This is a genomic window from Paenirhizobium naphthalenivorans (genome assembly GCF_007992095.1).
Lineage (GTDB): Bacteria > Pseudomonadota > Alphaproteobacteria > Rhizobiales > Rhizobiaceae > Allorhizobium > Allorhizobium naphthalenivorans.
Genome location: NZ_BJZP01000025.1, coordinates 50116 through 69071, shown reverse-complemented (window position 1 = coordinate 69071; position 18956 = coordinate 50116). Strand labels below are relative to the sequence as shown.

Sequence of the window (18956 nt, the reverse complement as noted above, 5' to 3'; positions counted from 1 at the left end):
AGGCGGTGGCTATGGGCGAGCCAAACTCGATCTGCTGCAGGCGCGTTTGATTGGCGCATCGTAGGGGCCGCACAGCAGCAAAAGTGATGGTGTGGAACGGCCTTCGCACCGGCATCCAGGATGCCTATCGTGGTGACGCCAATCGCCACAAGAGAGAAGGAACCGTTCCATGGAGAAGATTAGCACAATCGGACTGGATCTGGCCAAGTCAGTCTTTCAAGTCCACGCCATCACTGAAGACGGACATATCGCTGTCCGACGTGCCTTGCGGCGATCACAGTTGTTGGAGTTCTTCCGTAACATCGACCCCTGCCTGGTCGGTATCGAGGCTTGCGGAAGTGTCCACTACTGGGCCAACGCGATCGGTGAATTCGGTCATACGGTGCGGGTAATGCCACCGGCCTATGTGAAGCCGTACGTCAAGCGGAACAAGACCGATGCCGCCGATGCGGAAGCAATCTGTGAGGCGGTAACACGTCCGACAATGCGCTTTGTACCTATCAAATCATCTGAGGAGCAGGCCGCAAGCATGGTCTTGAAGACCAGAGAGTTATTCGTGCGTCAGCGAAGCCAGACTGCAAACGCCATGCGTGCCCACATGGCTGAGCTTGGGATTATTGCTGCTACTGGAATGACGAGCATAGCCAAGCTCATTGCCGTTTTGCGCGATGATCGAGACCAACGTCTACCGAACTCGGCTAGAACCGCGCTTCTGGAGATGGCCGAGCAGATCGAAAAGCTGACGGCAAGAGTTGAGGCGCTCGATACCAAGATTGTCGCGGCGGTGAAAGCCGATGAGGCTGCTCGTCGGCTGACGACTATCCCTGGTGTAGGGCCAATCATCGCGGCAACCGTCCGTGCGGCTGTCCCAGATCCTGCAGCCTTTCGAACCGGGCGGGACTTGGCGGCATGGATCGGCATCACACCAAGGGCAAATTCCAGCGGAGGAAAGGAGCGGCTCGGCAAGATATCAAAGCAGGGTAATAAGCAGTTGCAAACTCTCTTGATTGTTGGAGCGACATCAATTCTTAAACAGGTTCGCCGAGGCGTGAAGTTACCTGCCTGGGTGGTCTCCCTGATTGCGCGCCGCCCCTACAAGGTCGCCGCCGTAGCACTCGCGAACAAGATGGCGCGCACAATTTGGGCTTTGCTCGTCAAGGGCGGGATCTATCAACCTCCGTCGCCATCCGTGACTGCTTAGAGACGAAATTCCCAAAGCCAAGGCGTTGGGATAAAGTGGCAAGGTGCCGAAACATGATGAACCTGAGGGACGACACCTCGACGCCGATCAGACCGTCTGACGCAGTGCGCTTTTGAGCGCGCAACATTGATTAGGCGATCGGCATCGCGGATCTCATCGTGGCCAGCGGTCGATGACCGCGCAAACAGGCCGGACATATGACTGCACCGTCCAATGGGGATTTATGCAACAAATGCCTTGCTAACCGGGCCGTTCAACATATGCGTCAGAGCCAATATTCCACGCCGAAACACAGTCACATCGGGCGACGGGTTCGGGTTCGTGCCCGACAATACGCCGGATATGCTAACGCGACGCTACCGTTCGCTCACTCGGCGATCAAACAGGCAGGATGGAGCTACCTCCTTTGAACTAGGGCCTGTCCATCTATTGAAATTGTAATTCGCGGCCCGGACGGGCAGCCTCCGAGATCCAGGAGGTGAGAGAAATGTCCTTGATTTCCGATAGCGCGTCACGACATCACGGTACGGTCCGGTCAAAAGGGGCCAGCAAACACCATTACGGCAAACGTGTCTTCGACGTCTTCTTTTCCCTGGCCTCGCTGGTCTTTCTCGCCCCCGTCCTGACTTTTATCGCCATCGCCCTCCTGATCATCGACGGAAGGCCGATCTTTTACCGCCATAAGCGCATCGGCCGGAACGGTCGGCCGTTTTTCTGCCTCAAATTCCGGACGATGCGGAAAGACGCCGACAAGGCGTTGGCGGAACTGCTGCAGCGCGATCCAGCCAGGCTGGAGGAGTGGACGCGGACACGCAAACTCATGGACGATCCGCGTGTGCACAAGCTCGGCCGGTATCTGCGCGCGAGCAGCCTCGACGAGCTTCCCCAATTCATCAACGTTCTCAACGGGACGATGACCATCGTCGGGCCGCGACCGATCACGCTGGACGAGCTCAACCGCTACGGTTCCCACGCGAGCTGTTACATGGCGATGACGCCGGGGATCACGGGGCCCTGGCAGATCTCCAAGAACAAGAACGCCTCGTATGAGGAGCGTGTCCATCTCGACGTTGAGTATTTCCTGGGATGCTCGCTGGCGCTGGATTTCGCCATCATCTGGAAAACCATCGGGGTCGTTCTCTTCGCGCGGAACGAACAATGAAAGCTGGTTTACAAAAACAGCCAGGCGATCAGGCCAATCCAGAAAACGAGGCTGACGAGAATGACGAGCCAACGCAACAAGAACTTCGCATTCAAAAATGCGCTACGGCGCATAGGAAATTCCCCGCTGGTCTCCCTTTCCTCCGCGCCGGTCCGCTGTCGCGTCGAGAAAAGTCTGGCTGCGCGTCATGGCCGCCAAGGTGATTGTTTCGACGGCGAGGCCAGCCGGGGCCGACCGTCACCGTCACCGTCACCGTCAACGACTCGTTCGAGATAATACCCGAATGTGTGCAGAATTTGATCCGCAAAGCGAGGCTTTCAGGCGGCGATCCACGAAGGATCAGGCCACGGAGGATGGAGCCACGGAAAAGACCGGCATGCGGGCGCAACCTCGTCCGAGGCCGACAAGGGCGGGCGTCTGGTGGACGCGGCTGCGGCTAGCGCTCGTCTCGCCATCGCTCGTCGGCTCGGCAGTCTGGACGTTCGGCGCAAAGGTTTTTTCGCAGGTTGCCCAACTGGCGGCTTTCGTCGTGGCCGCCCGGGTTCTCACATCGGCTGAATTCGGCCTCTTCGCCTACAGTGCCGCCTTCGCGGTTCTTCTCGTCATCTTCGCCGAGGGCGGGTGGGGCGAATTCGTCATGAAGACGCACAATGATGCCGAACGTCTGGATCAGATCGCCACCGTCTCCATCCTGTCGGGCATGCTCTCGATGACGGTGGGGCTCTGTGGCGCCACGATCATCGGCCTCTATTTCGGGCAGATTTGGGAAGCCGTGCTGGTGGCGCTGTTCAGCGTCTGGCTACTGCCTGCCTCGCTTGTCGTCGTCTACGAAGGCATCATGGTCGCCGCCGGCCGGCTGCGGGCGCATGCGACCGTCAGGATTCTCGCCGACGCGTGCGGTCTTGCCGTGACCGTCGCGGGCCTGCTCGCGGGGTGGAGCGTGCTTGCCCTCGTGGCGGGTCGGCTGGCGATGCAGCTGACGATGCTGACGGCCTGCATGACCATGGTGCGCTGGCTGCCCAAACCTCGCCTGACGCGCGCGCTGCTGTGGGAGCTGCTGGATTTTTCCCGCCACATCGTTTCGAACCGTCTCATCGTGTTCGTCCGTTCCTATTCCGGGACCCTCATCGTCGGTAGTTTTCTCGGCCTTGCCGACGCGGGTTACTACCGGGCGGCGGAACGGATCGTCGCCGCCTTTTCCGAGATGATCGGAGAGCCACTGCGTCTCCTAGCGTGGGTCATATTGCGGCGGGTGAGCAATCTGCCACCAGGGGACCGCGACGTCTCGCGGGAGATCGGCACCGCGGCCACGGGGTTCATGGTGTCCGCCATGGCGGTTTCCCTGCCGGTCTATATCGGGCTGGCGCTGATGTCCGGCAGCGTTGTCCACATTGTGCTCGGCGAGGCCTGGGCACCGGCGGCGATCCTGATCACGCTGCTGTCGGTCAAGCAGATCCTGCTCATTCCGGGATACCTAACGGAACCCCTGCTTTCGCTCGCGGGAACGATCAGGAAGATGCCCGCAGCCGTTCTCCTCAACAGCCTGGTGTCGCTGGCCTTCGTTCTGGCGCTGACGCCCTTTGGCATGCTGGCGGCGGCGGCGGGGCAATGCGCCGCCGCCATGTTCTCGTTCATCATTTCCATGCGTCTGCAGAGCCGATATGGCGCCGTGGACTGGAGTGGCGTCTTGCGCCGCTGCCTCCATCCGGTCCTCGGCGTCTCCGCCATGGTGACGACCGTAGCCCTCATCGGCCAGGTTGCCGAATCGTCCGCCGCGAGCGGCCTTGCTGTCAACATGCTGCAGGCCATCGCGGGAGGAGCGGTCTATGTCGTCACGCTGGCGGCGCTGCAGAAGATCAACGGGGGATCGCCGCCAATCTTCGCATTCGCCCAGCGGACAGGCTCAACCTGAAAGCGCCGAACCGGAGCCGATCACATGGACACCATCAACCTCACCAGAACGACACGATCCCTCCTGAAGAGCACGATGACGGGGCTTGGTCAGTCACTGGTGCCGCTGCGCATCTTGGGTGGCCGGCTTCGCTATCTATCGCCATTTCCCCGTCGTTTCACCGGGGCCTATGCCTCGTTCGAGGAGGCCGTCGCCGCCGCCGGAACCGGAGCGCTGGTCGGCTACGATCACGAAGAGATCGCCAATGTCGCCTTCGAACAGATGTGCCGGATCATGCCTTGGGATTATCCGATCCTCTTCTGGCTGCGCAGCCTTCTGGATGAGGTCGACCGCATCGTCGACGCGGGAGGGCACATGGGGACGAAGTATCGGGCGTTTCGCCAGCTGTTGCCGCTCGACGCGACCTTTTTCTGGATCGTCTATGACGTTCCGGCGATCGTGGCCGCCGGCCGTGAACGAGCACGCACGGACGGTTTGACCCAGCTGTCCTTCGTCGACCGCATCGAGGATGCGCCCGAGGCATCCGTCTTTCTCGGCTCGGGCCTGCTGCAATACCTCGATATTCCCTTGTGCGCCCTGCTCGCAAGCATGCGGTCGCCGCCCCGCCATCTGCTGCTCAACAAGGTGGCTTTCCGCAAGGGCGGACCGGTTGTCACCCTTGAGCGCATAGGCCGGGCCTATGTCCCCTACCAGATGCGTGACGAGCACGCCTTCCTCGGGGAATTGGCGCGGATGGGCTATCGACTGGTCGATCGCTGGGCCATCCCGGAGCTGTCGCATGTCATCGAGACCCATCCGGAGCTCGGCCCCAGCGAATGTGCCGGGTTCTATTTACGCCGGGAGGAAGAGCGGCCGCCGGTGGGCATCCAATAGTGTGTTAGCGCCCGGACGGCAACGTGCAGCAAAGGGGCCGGCGTCAGCAGATGCCGGTGAGGGCGCCACGCCCGGCGCGTTCGAGCACGCGTTCGTAGAGATTCATCAGCGCCTCGCTCCAGGAAATCTGGGTCTGGGCCAGCATCGACGCTTCCCGCGCGCAGCGAAGGCTCATGGCCCTGACAAGCTCGTCGTCCGTCGCGATGAGGCGCAACACGTTGGCAAGGCTCTTGCCGTCGCCGGCGCGGAACGTCATGCCGCAACCGCGCGCGGCGATCTCGCTCGCGAGCAAGGCGGAATCGGGCATGACCACCGGTATGCCGCTCGAAACGGCTTCAAGCGCGACCAGACCGAAGGGCTCGGGCACGCGCGAGGAGACGACGACGGCGCGGGCATCGCCGACGAGCGCGCGGATCTGGTCGCGGTCCCGCCACCCGTGGAGCGTGACCTCGGGAAACGACATCTCGAGCATGGCGCGGCCGGCGCCATCCCCGATCACGTGCAGCGGCGCGCCGGCAAGCCGCGCGGCCCGCGCGGCGTCATCAAAGCCCTTTTCCTGCTCCAGCCGGCCGATGAAAAAAAAGGCCTTGTTTCGCCATGGCGTTCCGGGCTCGGTCATGAAGGGTTCCACGGGATTGCGGATCGCATCGATACATGCTCCGCTCAGCCCCGCGCGCGCGAAATAGTCGCGCATGCGCTCGTGAACGATGACAATGTTCGCGGGCATGTCGCGGGTCTCGTAGAAGTGTTCGCGGAGCAGATGCCGGGCGGTGCGCCAGATCTTCTCGTGGTATCCGCGCTTGTCGCACTGGGTGGTGAGGCATTGCGTGGACATCGGCCGCAACGAGCACACTTGCTGGGAACGATAGTTGGCAAAACCGCCATTCGGGCATGCCAGGAAATAGTCATGCGCGTGGAGGATCGTCCTGCGCCGCACCGGTTCCAGCGCCCGAAAGATGGAGGGGGACAGGATTTTCGACCAGCCGTGCACGTGGTAGATCGTCGATGGCGTATCCTTTTTGAGGACGAGTTCCCGCAGGGCGGCATAGGCCCGGGCGTTGTAGATACCGTTGGCAAATGCCGTCAGTCTGCCCTGATCGACGAGTGGCGTGCCGCCAAGATGGATCGTATCCGCGACGGGCTTTTCGTCGGACGGATGGTCGCCGGCGAAATAAGTGGTCCCGATGCCACGGTCTTCGAGCATCTTCGCCAGGAGGATCGCCAGGTTGGACGCTCCCCCAACGCGGCTCGAGCGATCGTTGATGATGACGATGTGAGCAGCCCGCCGGTCCACCATGCCTTAGTCCATCGTCTCGATGTTGCCTGGGGCCAGGCGGCGGAAGAGCAGATCCGCGAACGCACGAAGATTTCCCCTGAGGCGCCCCTTTCGGTCGACCCACGGTTCGGGCCGCCAAACCTTCGCGGCGTTGGCGGCGACATTGCGCGCCATCTGAAGGCCGGCATGACGGACGGTCATGGTTCCCTTGCGGGCTAGGTAGATCGGATTTGCGATCTGCGAGTAGCCGAACCGGGCGCCGGAGGTGCGGGAGAGCTTCGTGCCGAGATGCACGCCTGTCAGTCGCGTGGACTTGACCACTCGGCCATGGCGTGCCGCCATGCGACTGAAGTCGACGTCCTCCAGCCAGCCGTACAGCGGCATATCCTCGTCGAAACGCAGGTTTCCGCCGCGCACCGCCGACATGCGCACGGCCATGTTGCATCCATAGCCGTTATTGACGGCGTGCAAGGGATCCGGATCATAGTCCGCCGCCAGTTCTGCGGCCAGGATCCTGTCGATCCCTTCGGTGAGGGAGATGCCCGGCCCGGTGATGCCGTCGGCTATGACGGTTCCGGTGGCAATCACCACATCGGGGTGTTCGGAGAAGAGTTGCTCGATCTCCTCCAGATAGGGCGCCGTCATGAGAAAGTCATCGTCGAGGAATACGACGACATCGGCTTGCGGTACGGCATCGAGAATGCCATTGCGTTGACGGCAGCTGCCGCGTGACGAGATCAGGACGCGGGAGGGACAGGCAAGGTCCGCCAGGCAATTCCGGTCGATATCGTCCTGCGAGCAGACGCAAACCACGACCTCGTCCGGCTGCCGATCCTGGCGCGCCAGCTGGCGCAGCGTCCTCGCGAGGATGTCCTTCCTGCCCGTGCTCGGAATACCGACCACGAGATGGAGCGCGCCAGCCGATGGCGCCAATGCGCCGCGCTTCGGGGAAACACTGGAGACGTTCATCCGATGCCTCCGCCGCCGAAACGGCTCTGGAACCAATCCTCGACGCCACTGCGATTGGCGACAACGCCCAGAAGAGCAAGACGCGACCGGCCGAACAGGGCAAGGGCGTCGGCAAGGCGCTCGATCGTCATCTTGTTCGAATTTCCGAGCACCAGAATGACGCCGTCGAGATAGGTGCAGATCGTGCGCGTGTCGGCCGAGTTCTCGAAGCCGGACATGTCGACGATAACGACCTTGTACTGCTTGCGCAGCTTCTCGATGGCTTCCTTGAGGGCTGGAAGATGGCCGTATCTCTGGTGGGATGCGGCGATCTGCTTCGTCTGGTTGGTCGTCAAAAGGGGTACCGGGATCGTGCTCGCCTCTCCGGACGGCGTTTCAGCGTGATCACGCTCTCTCCGCATCTCGCTGTGTGGGGTCGGGAGTTCGGCGGTGTCGCGTCGTCGCATACTGGGGAAGGAGATCAGCGGAATGTCAGGCTCCTCCAGTTCAAGCGGCTTCAATCCGAGTTCCGTCGCCGTATTCGCCGCCAGACGCGTCAGTCGCGCGCTGATGAAATCGGCATCGATCAGAAGAACCGACTGTCCTTCATTCTGGTAGAGTTGCGCGAGGTTCGTCGCGATCGTGGTCTTGCCTTCCCCCGAGCCGACCGATGTGACGCCGACCACGAGCGATCCGCTGGCGGGCATGACGGCGTCGAGGGAGCTCTTTACGCCACGCAGCGCCTCGGAAAAGCGGGAATAGGGCGAGTCCAGGATCGATCGCAGTGGTTGCACCGGTTCCGGCAGCGCGGGCTTACCCTTGTTGTGACGGGGTTCCGGCCGGTAGACCGGGATACGCCCCAATGAACCGATCCCGAGTTCCCTTTCCAGGCGGCCGCTGGAGCTGGTCCTGCGGTCGAGACTGTTGCGTAAAACGGCTACCATCAGACCACCCGCAAAACCGAGCATGGCCGAGAATGGCAGGATGATCGAGGTCTTCGGCCAGCTTTTGCCGAAGGGGGCCGTCGCCGCCGAAACGACGCGAGCCTGCGCCGAGGGAAATGAAAGCGTCTGCAGCGTGCCGGACAGCTGCTGCAGGATGCTCTCATAGAGGCGGCGATAGGTGTTGGCGTTGCTTTCCATTTCGGCGAGTTCGACGCGGGCGATATTCTTGTCCTCGCCGCTGCGACTTGCCGCCGCGAACTGCTCCTCGACCAGCTTTTCCCGCGTGCGCGCCACCTCGACATTGGCGCGGTAGACGGACGCGATCCGTCGCAGCTCCGCCCCGATCCCCGCATCCAGGCGGTCGATCTCCGCCTGGGTCGCCGCGATCGCCGGATTGCCGTCGCTATAGCGGCTCTTCAACCCCTCGAGTCGGGTGCGGGCCGATCGGATGTCCTCGCGAAGCTTCTGGATCTGGGCGTTGTTCGCCACTTCCTCCGGATCGCTTTCGGTGGCTTGGTCCTTCAAGATCAGCTTTGTCAGGATCTCCAACTTAGCGGACTCTGCGGCCGTCCCGGCCTTCGCGGCAAGCACCTGGCTGCTGAGCTCGGAGAGCTGCTGCTGATCGAGAGTCGAGACACTGCCGACCGCGGTGATGCCGTTGCGGTTGCGAAACTCCTCGGCGGTGATCGCGGCCTTTCTCGCCTTGGCGCCGATTTCGGCCAACCGGTTCTCAAGCCACGTCGCGCCACGCTTCGCCGCCTCTGCGCGCTCGTTCATGCCGTTGCGAATATAGGCGTCGGCCAGGGCGTTCGCGGTCCTGGCGGCCTTTTGCGGATCGTTGGAACTGTATCCGATCTGGAGCACGTAGGACTGCCCCACGCGCTGCACGGTCACGCGCGACAGGAAGTATCCCATCACATGCCTCAGCCGTTCCTCTTCGCTGACGGTGGTCGCGTCCTCCCGCGTTGTCCCGGTTATCATGTCGACGGTCGAGGTCAGCAGGCCCACGACGATGGTGCGCAACGAACTGGTGTCGGCGAACTCGGGATCGTTAACGAGGTCGAGCCGCTGGATCACGTCGAGCGCGATCGCCTCGGATTTGACGATTTCCACCTGGCTCGCGATTTCCGCGGTCTCGATGATGACGGTGCCGCTGGACACGTCCTGCGAGATGACCCGTCCCTGTTCGGGGTCCATCACCAGCCGCGTCGTTGCCTGGTATATCGGCTGGGTCTTCAGAACATAGACGCCACCCAGGACGATCCCAGCGACCGTGAACGCCCCGATGACGAGGGTGTTCCGGCGCAGGAAGGCGAACACGTCGTGAAAGGACAGGTATTCCTTTTCGCCGGCTCCCTTTCGCTCGGCGTGCGAACCGACTGAGATATTTCCGAACTCGTGCAGGCCCATTTACGTCCCCCTGAATGCTCTGGCTGGTCGGCGTCTGTCTATCGAGGCGGTTCCGAATTGACGGAAACCTGCAGCAGGCCGGCGATGCCGGCGGGAATGTCGTAACGAACGCTCAGCACGTCGCCGGGTTCGAGGACCGCTGTCTGCTGCACTTTGAACGGCGAGCGCAGGTCGCCCTCGCGCGTCAGCCAGTACTCCACCGGCTGCAGTTCCAGGCTCTTCAGCGCGCGGTCTTGCGACAGCGAGGCACCGCTTGCCTCCAGGAGTTGCAGCGCGGTGTTGCGCTTCAGCTTGGTGTCCCCGATCTCGGCTTCGACAAGCTGCAGGTCGCGCGCCGCTTCGGTCCGGTATTGGCCTTGAAGCGTCACAGCATCGCGCTGCGTCTCGCTGACCTTCTGCCGGGCGCGCATGGTGGCCACCACGAGATCCAGCTTGTTGCTGCTCAGATCGGCGACCACCCGCTCGAGCGTGGTTTCTCGCGATTTCGCCAGTGTTCCCCTATCGACGAGCGAGGAAATGTTGGAGAGTTCCTTCTGCGCGATCTCGATCTGGCGGTCCTGAACGGCCGTCTTTTCCTCCAGAACCTTGATCTCGTTTCCGAGGAGGACCTTCAGTTCATCGAGGGAGTCCAGCTGGCGCGTCAGCGCCTCCGCCCGCGCGGCGAAGAGGCTCAGTTCTCGTTGCGCGATCTGCTGGGTGGCAGTGTCCGCGGCCTGCGTCGACAGTTCCGGCGGCATTTCAACCGCCGAGGCGCCGCCCGCCTCGGCGACCAACCGCGCGCGCCGGGCCATAAGTTGCTTGAGCTGGAGTTCGCCGCGGCTCAACTCTCCCACGTAACGGATCTGTTCGAGCTCCGAATAGCCCAGCGGGTTCGTGCCGCGCTGCCGCCCGCCCGCCATCGCCACCGCCTGCATGACGGTCAATGCCGGGCGAAACTCCAGCTCGCCGGGCCTCTCCACGACTCCGGTCACATAGATCGCCGGGTATTTGACGACTTCGACCGTGGCGGTCGGCGGCGTGGCGAGGCCCGTCTTTTCCTTCAACAACGCCGCGATCCGATCGCCAACGCTCCGGGTCGTGTCGTTGGCGACGACGATCTCCCCGAGCAGCGGGATCGAGATCGTTCCGGCGGGAGAAACAAGGTATTCGCCGTCGAGCGCGCTCCACTCCTTGTATTCACCCGTGGCAGCGATCCATTCCAGGATCATGACCTTCAGGCGGGTCTGTGGCCGAAGAAGATAGCTGTCGTCCGCGCCGGCCGGCGCGGGGCCACCAAGGGCGAGCAGGCCGGCGAGCAGAACGCCGAGCGCGCAGCGGACGGCCCGCACGGGTGCTCTCGCCGATCCGGAGACGGATGGTCTTGTTCGAAGGGACAGAAATGACATCGATCTGATCTCGCGTTTTTGCCGTCCGTGGCACACCACCGTCCTGTGATTTGCCCGAGCCGCAGAAGCGTCAATCATCGACGGAAGACGGAATGAGTAAATTCCCTGTCCGTCCGTCCGAGCTAGTCCCTTTTGGGGACGTCGTCTAAACCAATGCTCCGATTGGATGAGCTCTTCCCCCTCTTCGCCGGTCTTCGCACGCCATGCGGCGTGGTTTGCTATCGCTGATCTACGGTGCTCCTCACTTTGGATGTCGCTTCAGACTGAAGTTGGGCCTGTGTCCGGTCTCCGGCGAGACCTAGTCTGAAACCCTTGATCCACTGGCAGGGGGAGCAAAATGCGGGTAGCGATCGTTCATTATTGGCTTGTGTCCATGCGGGGGGGCGAAAAGGTCGTCGAAGCCCTGTGCGACATGTATCCAGACGCCGACATCTTCACATTGGTCTACGACGCGGAAAAGACGTCCGAGAAGATCCGCCGCCACCGTATCATTCCCTCGTTCCTTCAGCGCATTCCCGGCGCAGTCTCCAACTATCAGGCGCTGCTCCCCCTCATGCCGTTCGCGCTCGAGAGCCTGGATTTGAAGGACTACGACCTGATCATCTCAAGCGAATCCGGCCCCGCGAAGGGCATTATTCCGCCTCCGCATGCCGTGCATGTCTGCTACTGCCATTCGCCCATGCGGTATCTCTGGGACCACTACCATATCTACCGGTCGACGGCGGGATTTGCCACGCGGATGATGATGCCGGTGCTGGCGCCGTTTCTGCGGTCCTGGGATGCCAGTTCGAGCCTGCGCGTCGATCGCTTCGTGGCCAATTCGCATCATGTCAGCGAACGCGTGCGCAAATATTACCGCAGGTCGACGTCGGTCGTGCCGCCGCCGGTATCCGTCGATGACTTCGCGTTGGCCGCCGATCCGGGGGACTTCTACCTCTGCGCAGGACAGATCGTTCCCTACAAGCGGGTCGATCTCGCGGTCCGCGCCTTCACCGAGATGGGACGGAACCTGGTTGTCATCGGCGACGGCGCGCCGAGGGACGTCGAGGCATTGAAGCGCCTGGCCGGCCCGACCGTGCGCTTCCTGGGCCGGACGTCCTTCCCGGTCCTCAAGGCCAATCTCGCGCATTGCCGGGCATTGCTTTTTCCTGGTGAGGAGGATTTCGGCATCGTGCCCGTCGAGGCGATGGCGAGCGGGAGGCCGGTGATCGCCTATGGTCGAGGAGGTGCCCTGGAGACCGTCGTGCACGGGCATACCGGCCTGCTGTTCAACGAGCAGTCCGTCGAAGCGATCATAGGCGCCGTTCGCGAGTTCGAAGAGCGCGCTCTGTTGTTTCAACCGGAAGCCATCCGCGCGCACGCCTCGCGTTTCAGCGTCCAGAATTTCCAGGCGAGCATGCGCAAGATTATCGACGAGGAGCTGGCGGCAAAGAGATCCGGCTTCTCCGGGGATTTCGATTTCCTGACGCCGCCCTCGAGCTACAACGGTGAACTACCGGTTCCCCTGCATTGATGGGTGGGCCGAACAGAAGGATGTGGCGAATGAACCAGATCATGGCGTGCTACACTCGGTTCGACGAACATGGGCCGCTTCCATGGAACAGGTTGCCGAAGGGGCCGGGGAGACCGCTGCGGTTCGCGCTCCATCGCCTGGGGTTCGTGGTCTTCCTTACATTCGGCGGTGTGCTTGTGGCCACCGTCGTACTGCTGATGCTTGCCAGTTGGCTGCTGGGCGTTGACCGGGACCAGGACGTTTCGCGCGAACAAGAATGACGCCCACGAAGGCCCGAGCGGTGAAGCGGCGTGTTGCCGCGCATGACAGCGGTTCCAACCGGGTGCTACCGCGTGGTCCCGGTCGCTCAAGCGCTCCATCCGGCATTTCCTATGACCGAACGATCCATGTCGTCGCGTTCACCGGGCGGATATCCGCGTGAATGTCCCATTTGGCGTGCGGGCCGAGGCCGGTGCCTGGAAGAACATGCGGTGCCTCCATGCCCCGCAGTCGTGTTTACTTCAGCTTGAAGGCCGCTTCCGTGCGGTTGGTGGCGTGCAACTTCTTCATGATGTTACGGATATGCACCTTCACCGTGCTTTCGCGGAGATTCATCTCATAAGCGATGATCTTGTTGGCCTTTCCGCGACGAAGCGCTTCCGCGACTTCCATCTCGCGGGGCGTGAAGATGTCCGAATGGCAGTTTGGCCCGTTGACGGCGGAACTGATCGCGTCCTTCGCCGCGAGAATGCTGCTCGCGGGAATGAAAACCCCTCCGGCGCGTGCCAGCGCGATGGCCTGGGCGGCGACGCTGACGCGCACGCTGTTGGGGATATAGCCCCGCGCGCCCAACTCAACCGCTTTCATGATCTCGCCCAGATCATCCGAATCCGCAATCACGATGACCGGAACGCCGCCGAATGCCTTCGCCGCATTCGAAATCTTCTCGCAGGTTGCCGGATCGCTGACTTTCGTGCCGCTGAAAACAAGCAGTATGGCGGCGGGGTCATCCCGTGGCGGCTGCCTACGCCACTCATCGATCGACCCAGCCGTTCGGATGGTCATCGCCGGACTGTACATTGACAGGCTTTGTGACAGGCACTCCCGATCAAGCGTGCGGGGATCGATGATGAGAACATAGTCCCCGTCGTCATCGGTTATGTCATCGGTCACGATGTTACTTCCAAATGCATGTTCGGAGCGAAACGCCTCGCTCCGAAGTGGAGTAATATTGTTCTGTCCAATGCTTTCCGTGTTCATGGCACTCTCCCTACCCTAGCTCCGCCTGTTTGTGTTAGCTCTGTCGCGGAGCCCCCAAAATTTCGCAAAAGGATTCGCATTCTCCGCCCGGGCGAAGACAAGTATTGAGTAATTTGGTGAGCGTTTGACCTTTATATTAGTCTTTCAGAATTTTGTTGAAGATGCATTAACCTAAGTTAATTTGTTGGTAATTATTGTTGGGTGCGCCTGTGCTATTGACTTTTTTCACTTGGGCGATGCAGTCGTGGTGCTACGATGATCGTGCAGGCTTGCTGGTAAGCGGAAATACCTCGACGTGACTGTATCACGGGCGACCGAGGGCTCGGGGCGAGACGGATCGCGAACGCGCCTTCGAGTACTCCCGCTTCATATTCGCGGGATGTCGCCGCGGTGATCCAAACTGGCGAAACAGGCTCGCGAGACAAGGCGGCGGGTGGCGTTCAGCCGATGCGGCTGGCGAGGTATCCCGGGTTGAAGTCAACCAGTTCCATCAATCTCCTGCGATCCAGGAATTCGACGATCCCGTTGCGGAAAGACAGAAGGCCGTTCGTCCTCAGGTCCTTGAGCACGCGATTGATATGCACGGTCGACAGGCCCACGGCGTCGCCGATGTCAGACTGCTTCAGAGGGCAGACAAAGCCATCGAAGTCCGCCTTTGTGCCTTCGCTCGCGCGAATTCCCAGTTCCAGAAGCAAGTGCCCGGTTCGCTCAAGCGCATCACGCCGGCCGATGTTCGCGATCCGTTCGGACAGTCGCGCCAGGCGCTTGATCATTTCCGAAACGATGATCTTGGTGAGTTGTGGGGAGAGGTCCGATCCCTGTCCAAGGAGACGGTCGGGAAATTCATACAGGCTAACCGGAGACAGAGCCTGGATCGTCTCTTGCGCGAGGGCGGAGGATTTCGTCGAAATCAGGTCGCCACGAAGGGCAAATTCCGTCACGATCCGGGTACCGTTTGGCAGGATCTTGGCGCAGATCGCCCAGCCACTGTTGACGAACAGGATCGATGAATCGTCATCGCCGGGTTCGAAGATCGTGGAGCCGACCGCGTAATGGCGCAAACAAGCGCCGGCCAATTCGTTGGACGCGCGGCTATACTGGATATCTGCCGGTGTCTGTTTCGGCAGATCATCTATTCCCATTCGACCACCCCCCGGCCCCGAACAGTACACTCCTCACGACGAGGTGAATTGCCCTCGGATTGTACAATTCAGCACAGTTTGCTCGAAACTGAAATCAATTTTATTAAACAAATTCAGAATTTACTTTCTTCCAACGCTAAAAATGACTTTTATCAATTATGATTTCATTTTCTGGTGGCCATTTTCGCGTGGTTGTTCTGGCGGAGACGGCCGCTGCTCATCGGTTCACCGGTCATTGTCGCCGACGCTTGTAGCCGGTCCGCGAGCATCCGAACCGCGTCCGTCGCCGCTGCCAATCCCGCCGCTTGCGTGGCCTCGTCGATCCCGCTTTCCGCGGCACGCGCGAGAAGAAAAGCCACATGCGTCGGTGTTGTCGCCGGACCATCGGCGAAATAGCCTTCCCGTCCCACCGACCGGAAAAAGCTCGCGACCTTCTGATCCCAGCCAAAGCCGACATGTGGAATTCCGAGGGCGTAGGCCGCGATGCAGGCATGCAGCCGATGGGCGAGAATGACCGAGCTCGATCGAAGCACGTCCATAAGCTCCAGCGGCGTGCGAGGACGCGCCGCCAGTTGCAGCATCCCGGCGGCGCGACTGGGCGCGAGCCGCTGGTCCAAGAAGACCCGCCCGGCGAAGGCCTGATCTTCGCGCGCGCCGTTCGAAAAGAGGTGGACACGGTCACCCCCGCGAGACCAGCAGCCGGACGAGATCGACATATTCCCCGACCGTGCCAAAACAGATGCCGCGTGTCCGCCTGCCGGAATGGCGCACCAGGATCAAGGGGTCGGTGACGCAAATACCGGTGACCCGCTCTCCATCATTCGTGGATGCTACGGCGCCTGTCGTCACCAGATCCCGTGCGAACAGCCCGGGATCAGGCACGACCGCAGGTATTTGTCCGCCCGGAAAATGGCGTCGCCAGTTGTCGCGGGACGCCGCGTCACGGACCGACAGGTAGACGAGGTTGGTGTTTTCGACCCTGTGAAACAGCTCATGCGCGCGCCGCGACCAAGTCCCGCCGACGCCGACGGCATGGATCGCGAGCGGTTTGCCGCTGCGGCGAACGCAGTCCAGCAAGGTTCCGATCTTGAGCGGAAAGTTGAGATCGTCGTCCTGAAAAAGATTGCCTCCGCCAATGACGACAGCGTTGGCGTCGGCGATCCTATCGTCCCATTCGTCGCCCAGTACGCGAAGCCGGGAGCGGAGGGCATGCGTCACGGCGAGGCGGCGGGCGAAGAAGGGAAGGACGTGCAACACCCGGACGGCGATTCGCCGATGCGCGGAGGTCGCACCGAAATCCGTGCGACCCGCCAGATCGATGGTCTCCACCTCGACACGGCTCTGGCTGCACAACGCCTTTTCCAGGCACTGCGCCAAAATGCCGTCGCCGAGATTTTCGCTGAATTTGACATTGAACACCGCGACTTTCATGACACGGCCTCCACGGCGCCGGCCTGCCGCGACGGCCGCCGCCAAGCCACCCGACCGGCGGCGGATGCGGGCACGACGAAGGCCGCGAGGCTGCCCGTCAGAAGATAGAACATCGCGCTCATGTCATAAACCGTGCCGGAAATGGCCGCCGGGACGATCATGGCAAGCACGCCGGCCTTGCAGGCGCGGGCGACGCAAAGCAATTCATCACCCACAGACCCGGGCATCGTTGCCGGTTGCGCCCTCAACACCGCGACGACGAAGATTGAGAAGAGCAAGAAACCGAGGACGCCGACATTGGAGAGCAGGACCAGGATATAGCTGGAGGCCCGGGCGCTTCCCAGCCCGGCGCCGAAACCGTAAGTGTCGAGGAACGTCTGGTACGCCATCGCGTTCCAGAGCGTGCGTTCGCGCCCTGACTGGCTGCCGGCCTTCGAGAGCAGCATCTCGTCGATGAAGTCATTCAGGCTTTCCGCGACTTGAGGAAAAAGGACAAGGAGAATGAGGGCCAGGAGTGGAACGACGGCGACCACCACGACCAGAAAGGTCGGCCGTGCCATCGCAGGCTTCCAAAGACCGGTCACCAGCGCTCGAAGCCAGAGAAACGGAACCACGGCGATGACTCCGATCAGGGCGGTCGCCGACGTGGATAGCAGCAGGGCCGCCAGCGAGAGCGCCGCGAGCGGTCCCGTCGTCCATGATCGCATGCGGTCGAGCCACAGGCTGGCGGTCGCGGCAAAAAGCACCAGAGCGTAGCTGGCGAAGGTCGATGCTTCCGGGAAGGTTCCCGAGATGCGTTTGAGGCCGCCCTTTTCCGATCCCGTCAGCAGAGCGTAATTCGCCGTCCTGAAGATGCTCATGAACTGTTCCGTCCGCGTGAAGTAGGTCGCGACATCGATGATCGCGAAGATGATGTTCATCGCGGCCAAAAGGACGATCGCCGCGACGAGGTGTCGTGGCGTGCCGGTTTGGCGGAAATAGGAGAAGGCGGCGGCGAATGCCACCACGCCGCCGATCGCATAGACCGACTGAGTGATATTGTTGGAGGAGAAACGCAGTGGCGTGAGCGTAATGAAATTCCGTCCGTTCGCGACACGCTCGACTGTCATCGTCTCGGTGACCCCCTGGAACAAGCGCGGGAAAAAGATCGCCGTCAGCAAGCCGAAAGCAGTGAGCAACAGCAGCCAGAATCCGGCGCGGGGTGGCTGAAGCGCCGCGAGGAAATAACCTTCACCCGCAGCCATGAACATGCGCAGGGCGAAGAACGGTAGAAAGAGACTGGGCACGAGAACCGTCGCGCCTCCAAGCATCGGCAAGCTCAGCGCCGCCGCCGCGCCGAACAAGGTCGACACCAGCATGACCGAAAAAGCCCAGTGGATCGGCGCGGCCAGAATGACTAGGCCGACCAAGATCGTGATTGCTCCTATCGGCTCGAGATTCATATTCCCGGTCCCCCGCCGGTGCAGGTCGGTCACTGTCGGATAGGATGGCCCTGCAACCCCTTTCTCCGTCCGATCTCGTCGTTATTCCATCAAAAACCAGGTGGAAGGGGAAGCTGACCATATTCATATTCCGGGGCTACGCCTTTTGCGGTAGCTGGCGAAACGAATTCAGTTCTATCCCATCGCCGGCCCGAGCGACTACGAAAGCGGCATGTTCACCTCGGATCAAAGCCATGAGTGCGTCCCTGGGGGCCGTGCGTTTCAACGCCGCTCGGCGCGGGCATCCTTGCTCGCGGTCGTGCTGCTGTTGGGCTATGTCGTGAACGCGAAAGGCGACGGCGAGGGCGATACGGGCGATGCGCTCGATATCGAGGGGATGAGGGTTGCCTTCGACGAGGATTTCTCGCGGCTGAACGTCTCGGAATGGGGTCCGGGAACGCGATGGATAGCGCATACGCCCTGGTCGGGCGATTTTGGTGGCGCGCGTTTCGCCGCGCCGCGTCCCGGTTTCCCCTTCACCGTGGCGGATGGCGTCCTGCGCATCGAGGCCAGACGCGACGAGCACGGGGAATGGCGTTCCGGATTGCTCGCCTCCGTCGACACCAAGGGCCGGGGATTTGCCCAGCAATACGGATATTTCGAAATGAGGGCACGCCTGCCGGACGGCCCTGGCGTGTGGCCGGCCTTCTGGCTGATCGGCCTCGATCGATCGCAATCCACTGCGGAGATTGACGCGCTCGAATATTATGGCGACCGACCGGGCGCCTTTTCGTCCATTGTCCATGTCTGGCACCGTGATGGGCGGCATTATTCGCAGGGCAAGCGCATTCCGGCCTTTCGCGACGCCGATCCGAGCGAGTTCCATACCTATGGTGTGAAGATTGATGCGTCGCAGATACGCATATACTTCGATCGGCAGCTCATGTGGAAGACACCGACACAGCCGGCACATCGCCAGCCGATGTATATCCTGCTGAATCTCGCTCTCGTCGAGGAGGAGAGCCGGAACGCCGCTGCCAATCCCTCTAGTATGTTCGTGGACTATGTCCGCGCCTACAGCTTCAAGTAATCGCGCTTG

At 61.6% G+C, this 18956-nt stretch carries 16 protein-coding genes; 7 read left to right on the top strand and 9 right to left on the bottom strand.

What is annotated here, in order from left to right; translation table 11 throughout:
- The first annotated feature begins 169 nt into the window (after positions 1-169).
- The 4 genes from RNA01_RS19075 (at position 170) to RNA01_RS19055 (ending at position 5148) form a co-directional block, all read left to right on the top strand.
- Positions 170-1201, top strand: coding sequence for an IS110 family RNA-guided transposase (locus tag RNA01_RS19075; protein WP_147181755.1), 1032 nt, complete (start codon positions 170-172; stop codon positions 1199-1201).
- A 487-nt stretch (positions 1202-1688) separates the two neighbouring features.
- Positions 1689-2363 carry a sugar transferase gene (locus RNA01_RS19065; protein WP_147181753.1) on the top strand — a complete coding sequence of 225 codons (675 nt, stop codon included), beginning with the start codon at positions 1689-1691 and terminating at the stop codon, positions 2361-2363.
- Between the two features lie 376 nt (positions 2364-2739).
- Positions 2740-4275 carry an oligosaccharide flippase family protein gene (locus tag RNA01_RS19060; protein WP_170253548.1) on the top strand — a complete coding sequence of 512 codons (1536 nt, stop codon included), beginning with the start codon at positions 2740-2742 and terminating at the stop codon, positions 4273-4275.
- Between the two features lie 24 nt (positions 4276-4299).
- A complete protein-coding gene (locus RNA01_RS19055; RefSeq protein ID WP_147181751.1) occupies positions 4300-5148 on the top strand; it encodes a methyltransferase, TIGR04325 family in 849 nt (282 codons plus the stop codon).
- 43 nt (positions 5149-5191) lie between these two features.
- Here RNA01_RS19055 and RNA01_RS19050 read toward each other — a convergent pair whose 3' ends face one another.
- From RNA01_RS19050 to RNA01_RS19035, 4 genes are read right to left on the bottom strand one after another with little or no spacing between them, the layout of a single operon-like run.
- Entirely contained in the window at positions 5192-6445 is a 1254-nt protein-coding gene (locus RNA01_RS19050; protein ID WP_147181750.1) for a glycosyltransferase family 4 protein, read from the bottom strand.
- Positions 6446-6448: 3 nt separating this feature from the next.
- Positions 6449-7393: a glycosyltransferase family 2 protein gene (locus RNA01_RS19045; RefSeq protein ID WP_147181749.1), complete on the bottom strand. Its 945-nt coding sequence runs from the start codon at positions 7391-7393 to the stop codon at positions 6449-6451.
- Positions 7390-9726 carry an exopolysaccharide transport family protein gene (locus RNA01_RS19040; protein WP_147181748.1) on the bottom strand — a complete coding sequence of 779 codons (2337 nt, stop codon included), beginning with the start codon at positions 9724-9726 and terminating at the stop codon, positions 7390-7392. The genes RNA01_RS19045 and RNA01_RS19040 overlap by 4 nt, the downstream gene beginning before the upstream one ends.
- A gap of 38 nt (positions 9727-9764) precedes the next feature.
- The gene (locus RNA01_RS19035; protein ID WP_235916769.1) at positions 9765-11054 is read right to left on the bottom strand and encodes a polysaccharide biosynthesis/export family protein; all 1290 of its coding nucleotides are present in this window, start codon (positions 11052-11054) and stop codon (positions 9765-9767) included.
- Between the two features lie 394 nt (positions 11055-11448).
- Here RNA01_RS19035 and RNA01_RS19030 point away from each other — a divergent pair, with 394 nt between their 5' ends.
- Positions 11449-12624, top strand: coding sequence for a glycosyltransferase (locus tag RNA01_RS19030; protein WP_147181746.1), 1176 nt, complete (start codon positions 11449-11451; stop codon positions 12622-12624).
- Between the two features lie 29 nt (positions 12625-12653).
- Positions 12654-12884, top strand: a complete 231-nt coding sequence (locus RNA01_RS19025; protein WP_147181745.1) for a hypothetical protein — start codon at positions 12654-12656, stop codon at positions 12882-12884.
- Positions 12885-13119: 235 nt separating this feature from the next.
- Here RNA01_RS19025 and RNA01_RS19020 read toward each other — a convergent pair whose 3' ends face one another.
- The 5 genes from RNA01_RS19020 to RNA01_RS19000 all read right to left on the bottom strand — a co-directional run bounded on the left by RNA01_RS19020 (position 13120) and on the right by RNA01_RS19000 (position 17878).
- Positions 13120-13776 carry a response regulator transcription factor gene (locus RNA01_RS19020; protein ID WP_235916767.1) on the bottom strand — a complete coding sequence of 219 codons (657 nt, stop codon included), beginning with the start codon at positions 13774-13776 and terminating at the stop codon, positions 13120-13122.
- Positions 13777-14303: 527 nt separating this feature from the next.
- Complete coding sequence (locus RNA01_RS19015) at positions 14304-15005, bottom strand: Crp/Fnr family transcriptional regulator (RefSeq protein ID WP_147181743.1); 702 nt, start codon at positions 15003-15005, stop codon at positions 14304-14306.
- Between the two features lie 164 nt (positions 15006-15169).
- Entirely contained in the window at positions 15170-15622 is a 453-nt protein-coding gene (locus tag RNA01_RS19010; RefSeq protein WP_170253546.1) for a polysaccharide pyruvyl transferase family protein, read from the bottom strand.
- A 61-nt stretch (positions 15623-15683) separates the two neighbouring features.
- Positions 15684-16436: a polysaccharide pyruvyl transferase family protein gene (locus tag RNA01_RS19005; protein ID WP_147181741.1), complete on the bottom strand. Its 753-nt coding sequence runs from the start codon at positions 16434-16436 to the stop codon at positions 15684-15686.
- Positions 16433-17878 carry a hypothetical protein gene (locus RNA01_RS19000; protein WP_174824568.1) on the bottom strand — a complete coding sequence of 482 codons (1446 nt, stop codon included), beginning with the start codon at positions 17876-17878 and terminating at the stop codon, positions 16433-16435. The genes RNA01_RS19005 and RNA01_RS19000 overlap by 4 nt, the downstream gene beginning before the upstream one ends.
- Before the next feature lie 211 nt (positions 17879-18089).
- Here RNA01_RS19000 and RNA01_RS18995 point away from each other — a divergent pair, with 211 nt between their 5' ends.
- Positions 18090-18947: a glycoside hydrolase family 16 protein gene (locus tag RNA01_RS18995; RefSeq protein ID WP_147181740.1), complete on the top strand. Its 858-nt coding sequence runs from the start codon at positions 18090-18092 to the stop codon at positions 18945-18947.
- Positions 18948-18956 lie beyond the last annotated feature (9 nt).

Coding starts and splice junctions, on each gene's coding strand:
- RNA01_RS19045 (WP_147181749.1), bottom strand. CDS start 7,393: ATGAACGTCTCCAGTGTTTCCCCGAAGCGCGGCGCATTGGCGCCATCG.
- RNA01_RS19055 (WP_147181751.1), top strand. CDS start 4,300: ATGGACACCATCAACCTCACCAGAACGACACGATCCCTCCTGAAGAGC.
- RNA01_RS19025 (WP_147181745.1), top strand. CDS start 12,654: ATGAACCAGATCATGGCGTGCTACACTCGGTTCGACGAACATGGGCCG.
- RNA01_RS19050 (WP_147181750.1), bottom strand. CDS start 6,445: ATGGTGGACCGGCGGGCTGCTCACATCGTCATCATCAACGATCGCTCG.
- RNA01_RS19030 (WP_147181746.1), top strand. CDS start 11,449: ATGCGGGTAGCGATCGTTCATTATTGGCTTGTGTCCATGCGGGGGGGC.
- RNA01_RS19000 (WP_174824568.1), bottom strand. CDS start 17,878: ATGAATCTCGAGCCGATAGGAGCAATCACGATCTTGGTCGGCCTAGTC.
- RNA01_RS19075 (WP_147181755.1), top strand. CDS start 170: ATGGAGAAGATTAGCACAATCGGACTGGATCTGGCCAAGTCAGTCTTT.
- RNA01_RS19015 (WP_147181743.1), bottom strand. CDS start 15,005: ATGGGAATAGATGATCTGCCGAAACAGACACCGGCAGATATCCAGTAT.
- RNA01_RS19040 (WP_147181748.1), bottom strand. CDS start 9,726: ATGGGCCTGCACGAGTTCGGAAATATCTCAGTCGGTTCGCACGCCGAG.
- RNA01_RS18995 (WP_147181740.1), top strand. CDS start 18,090: ATGTTCACCTCGGATCAAAGCCATGAGTGCGTCCCTGGGGGCCGTGCG.
- RNA01_RS19005 (WP_147181741.1), bottom strand. CDS start 16,436: ATGAAAGTCGCGGTGTTCAATGTCAAATTCAGCGAAAATCTCGGCGAC.
- RNA01_RS19065 (WP_147181753.1), top strand. CDS start 1,689: ATGTCCTTGATTTCCGATAGCGCGTCACGACATCACGGTACGGTCCGG.
- RNA01_RS19060 (WP_170253548.1), top strand. CDS start 2,740: ATGCGGGCGCAACCTCGTCCGAGGCCGACAAGGGCGGGCGTCTGGTGG.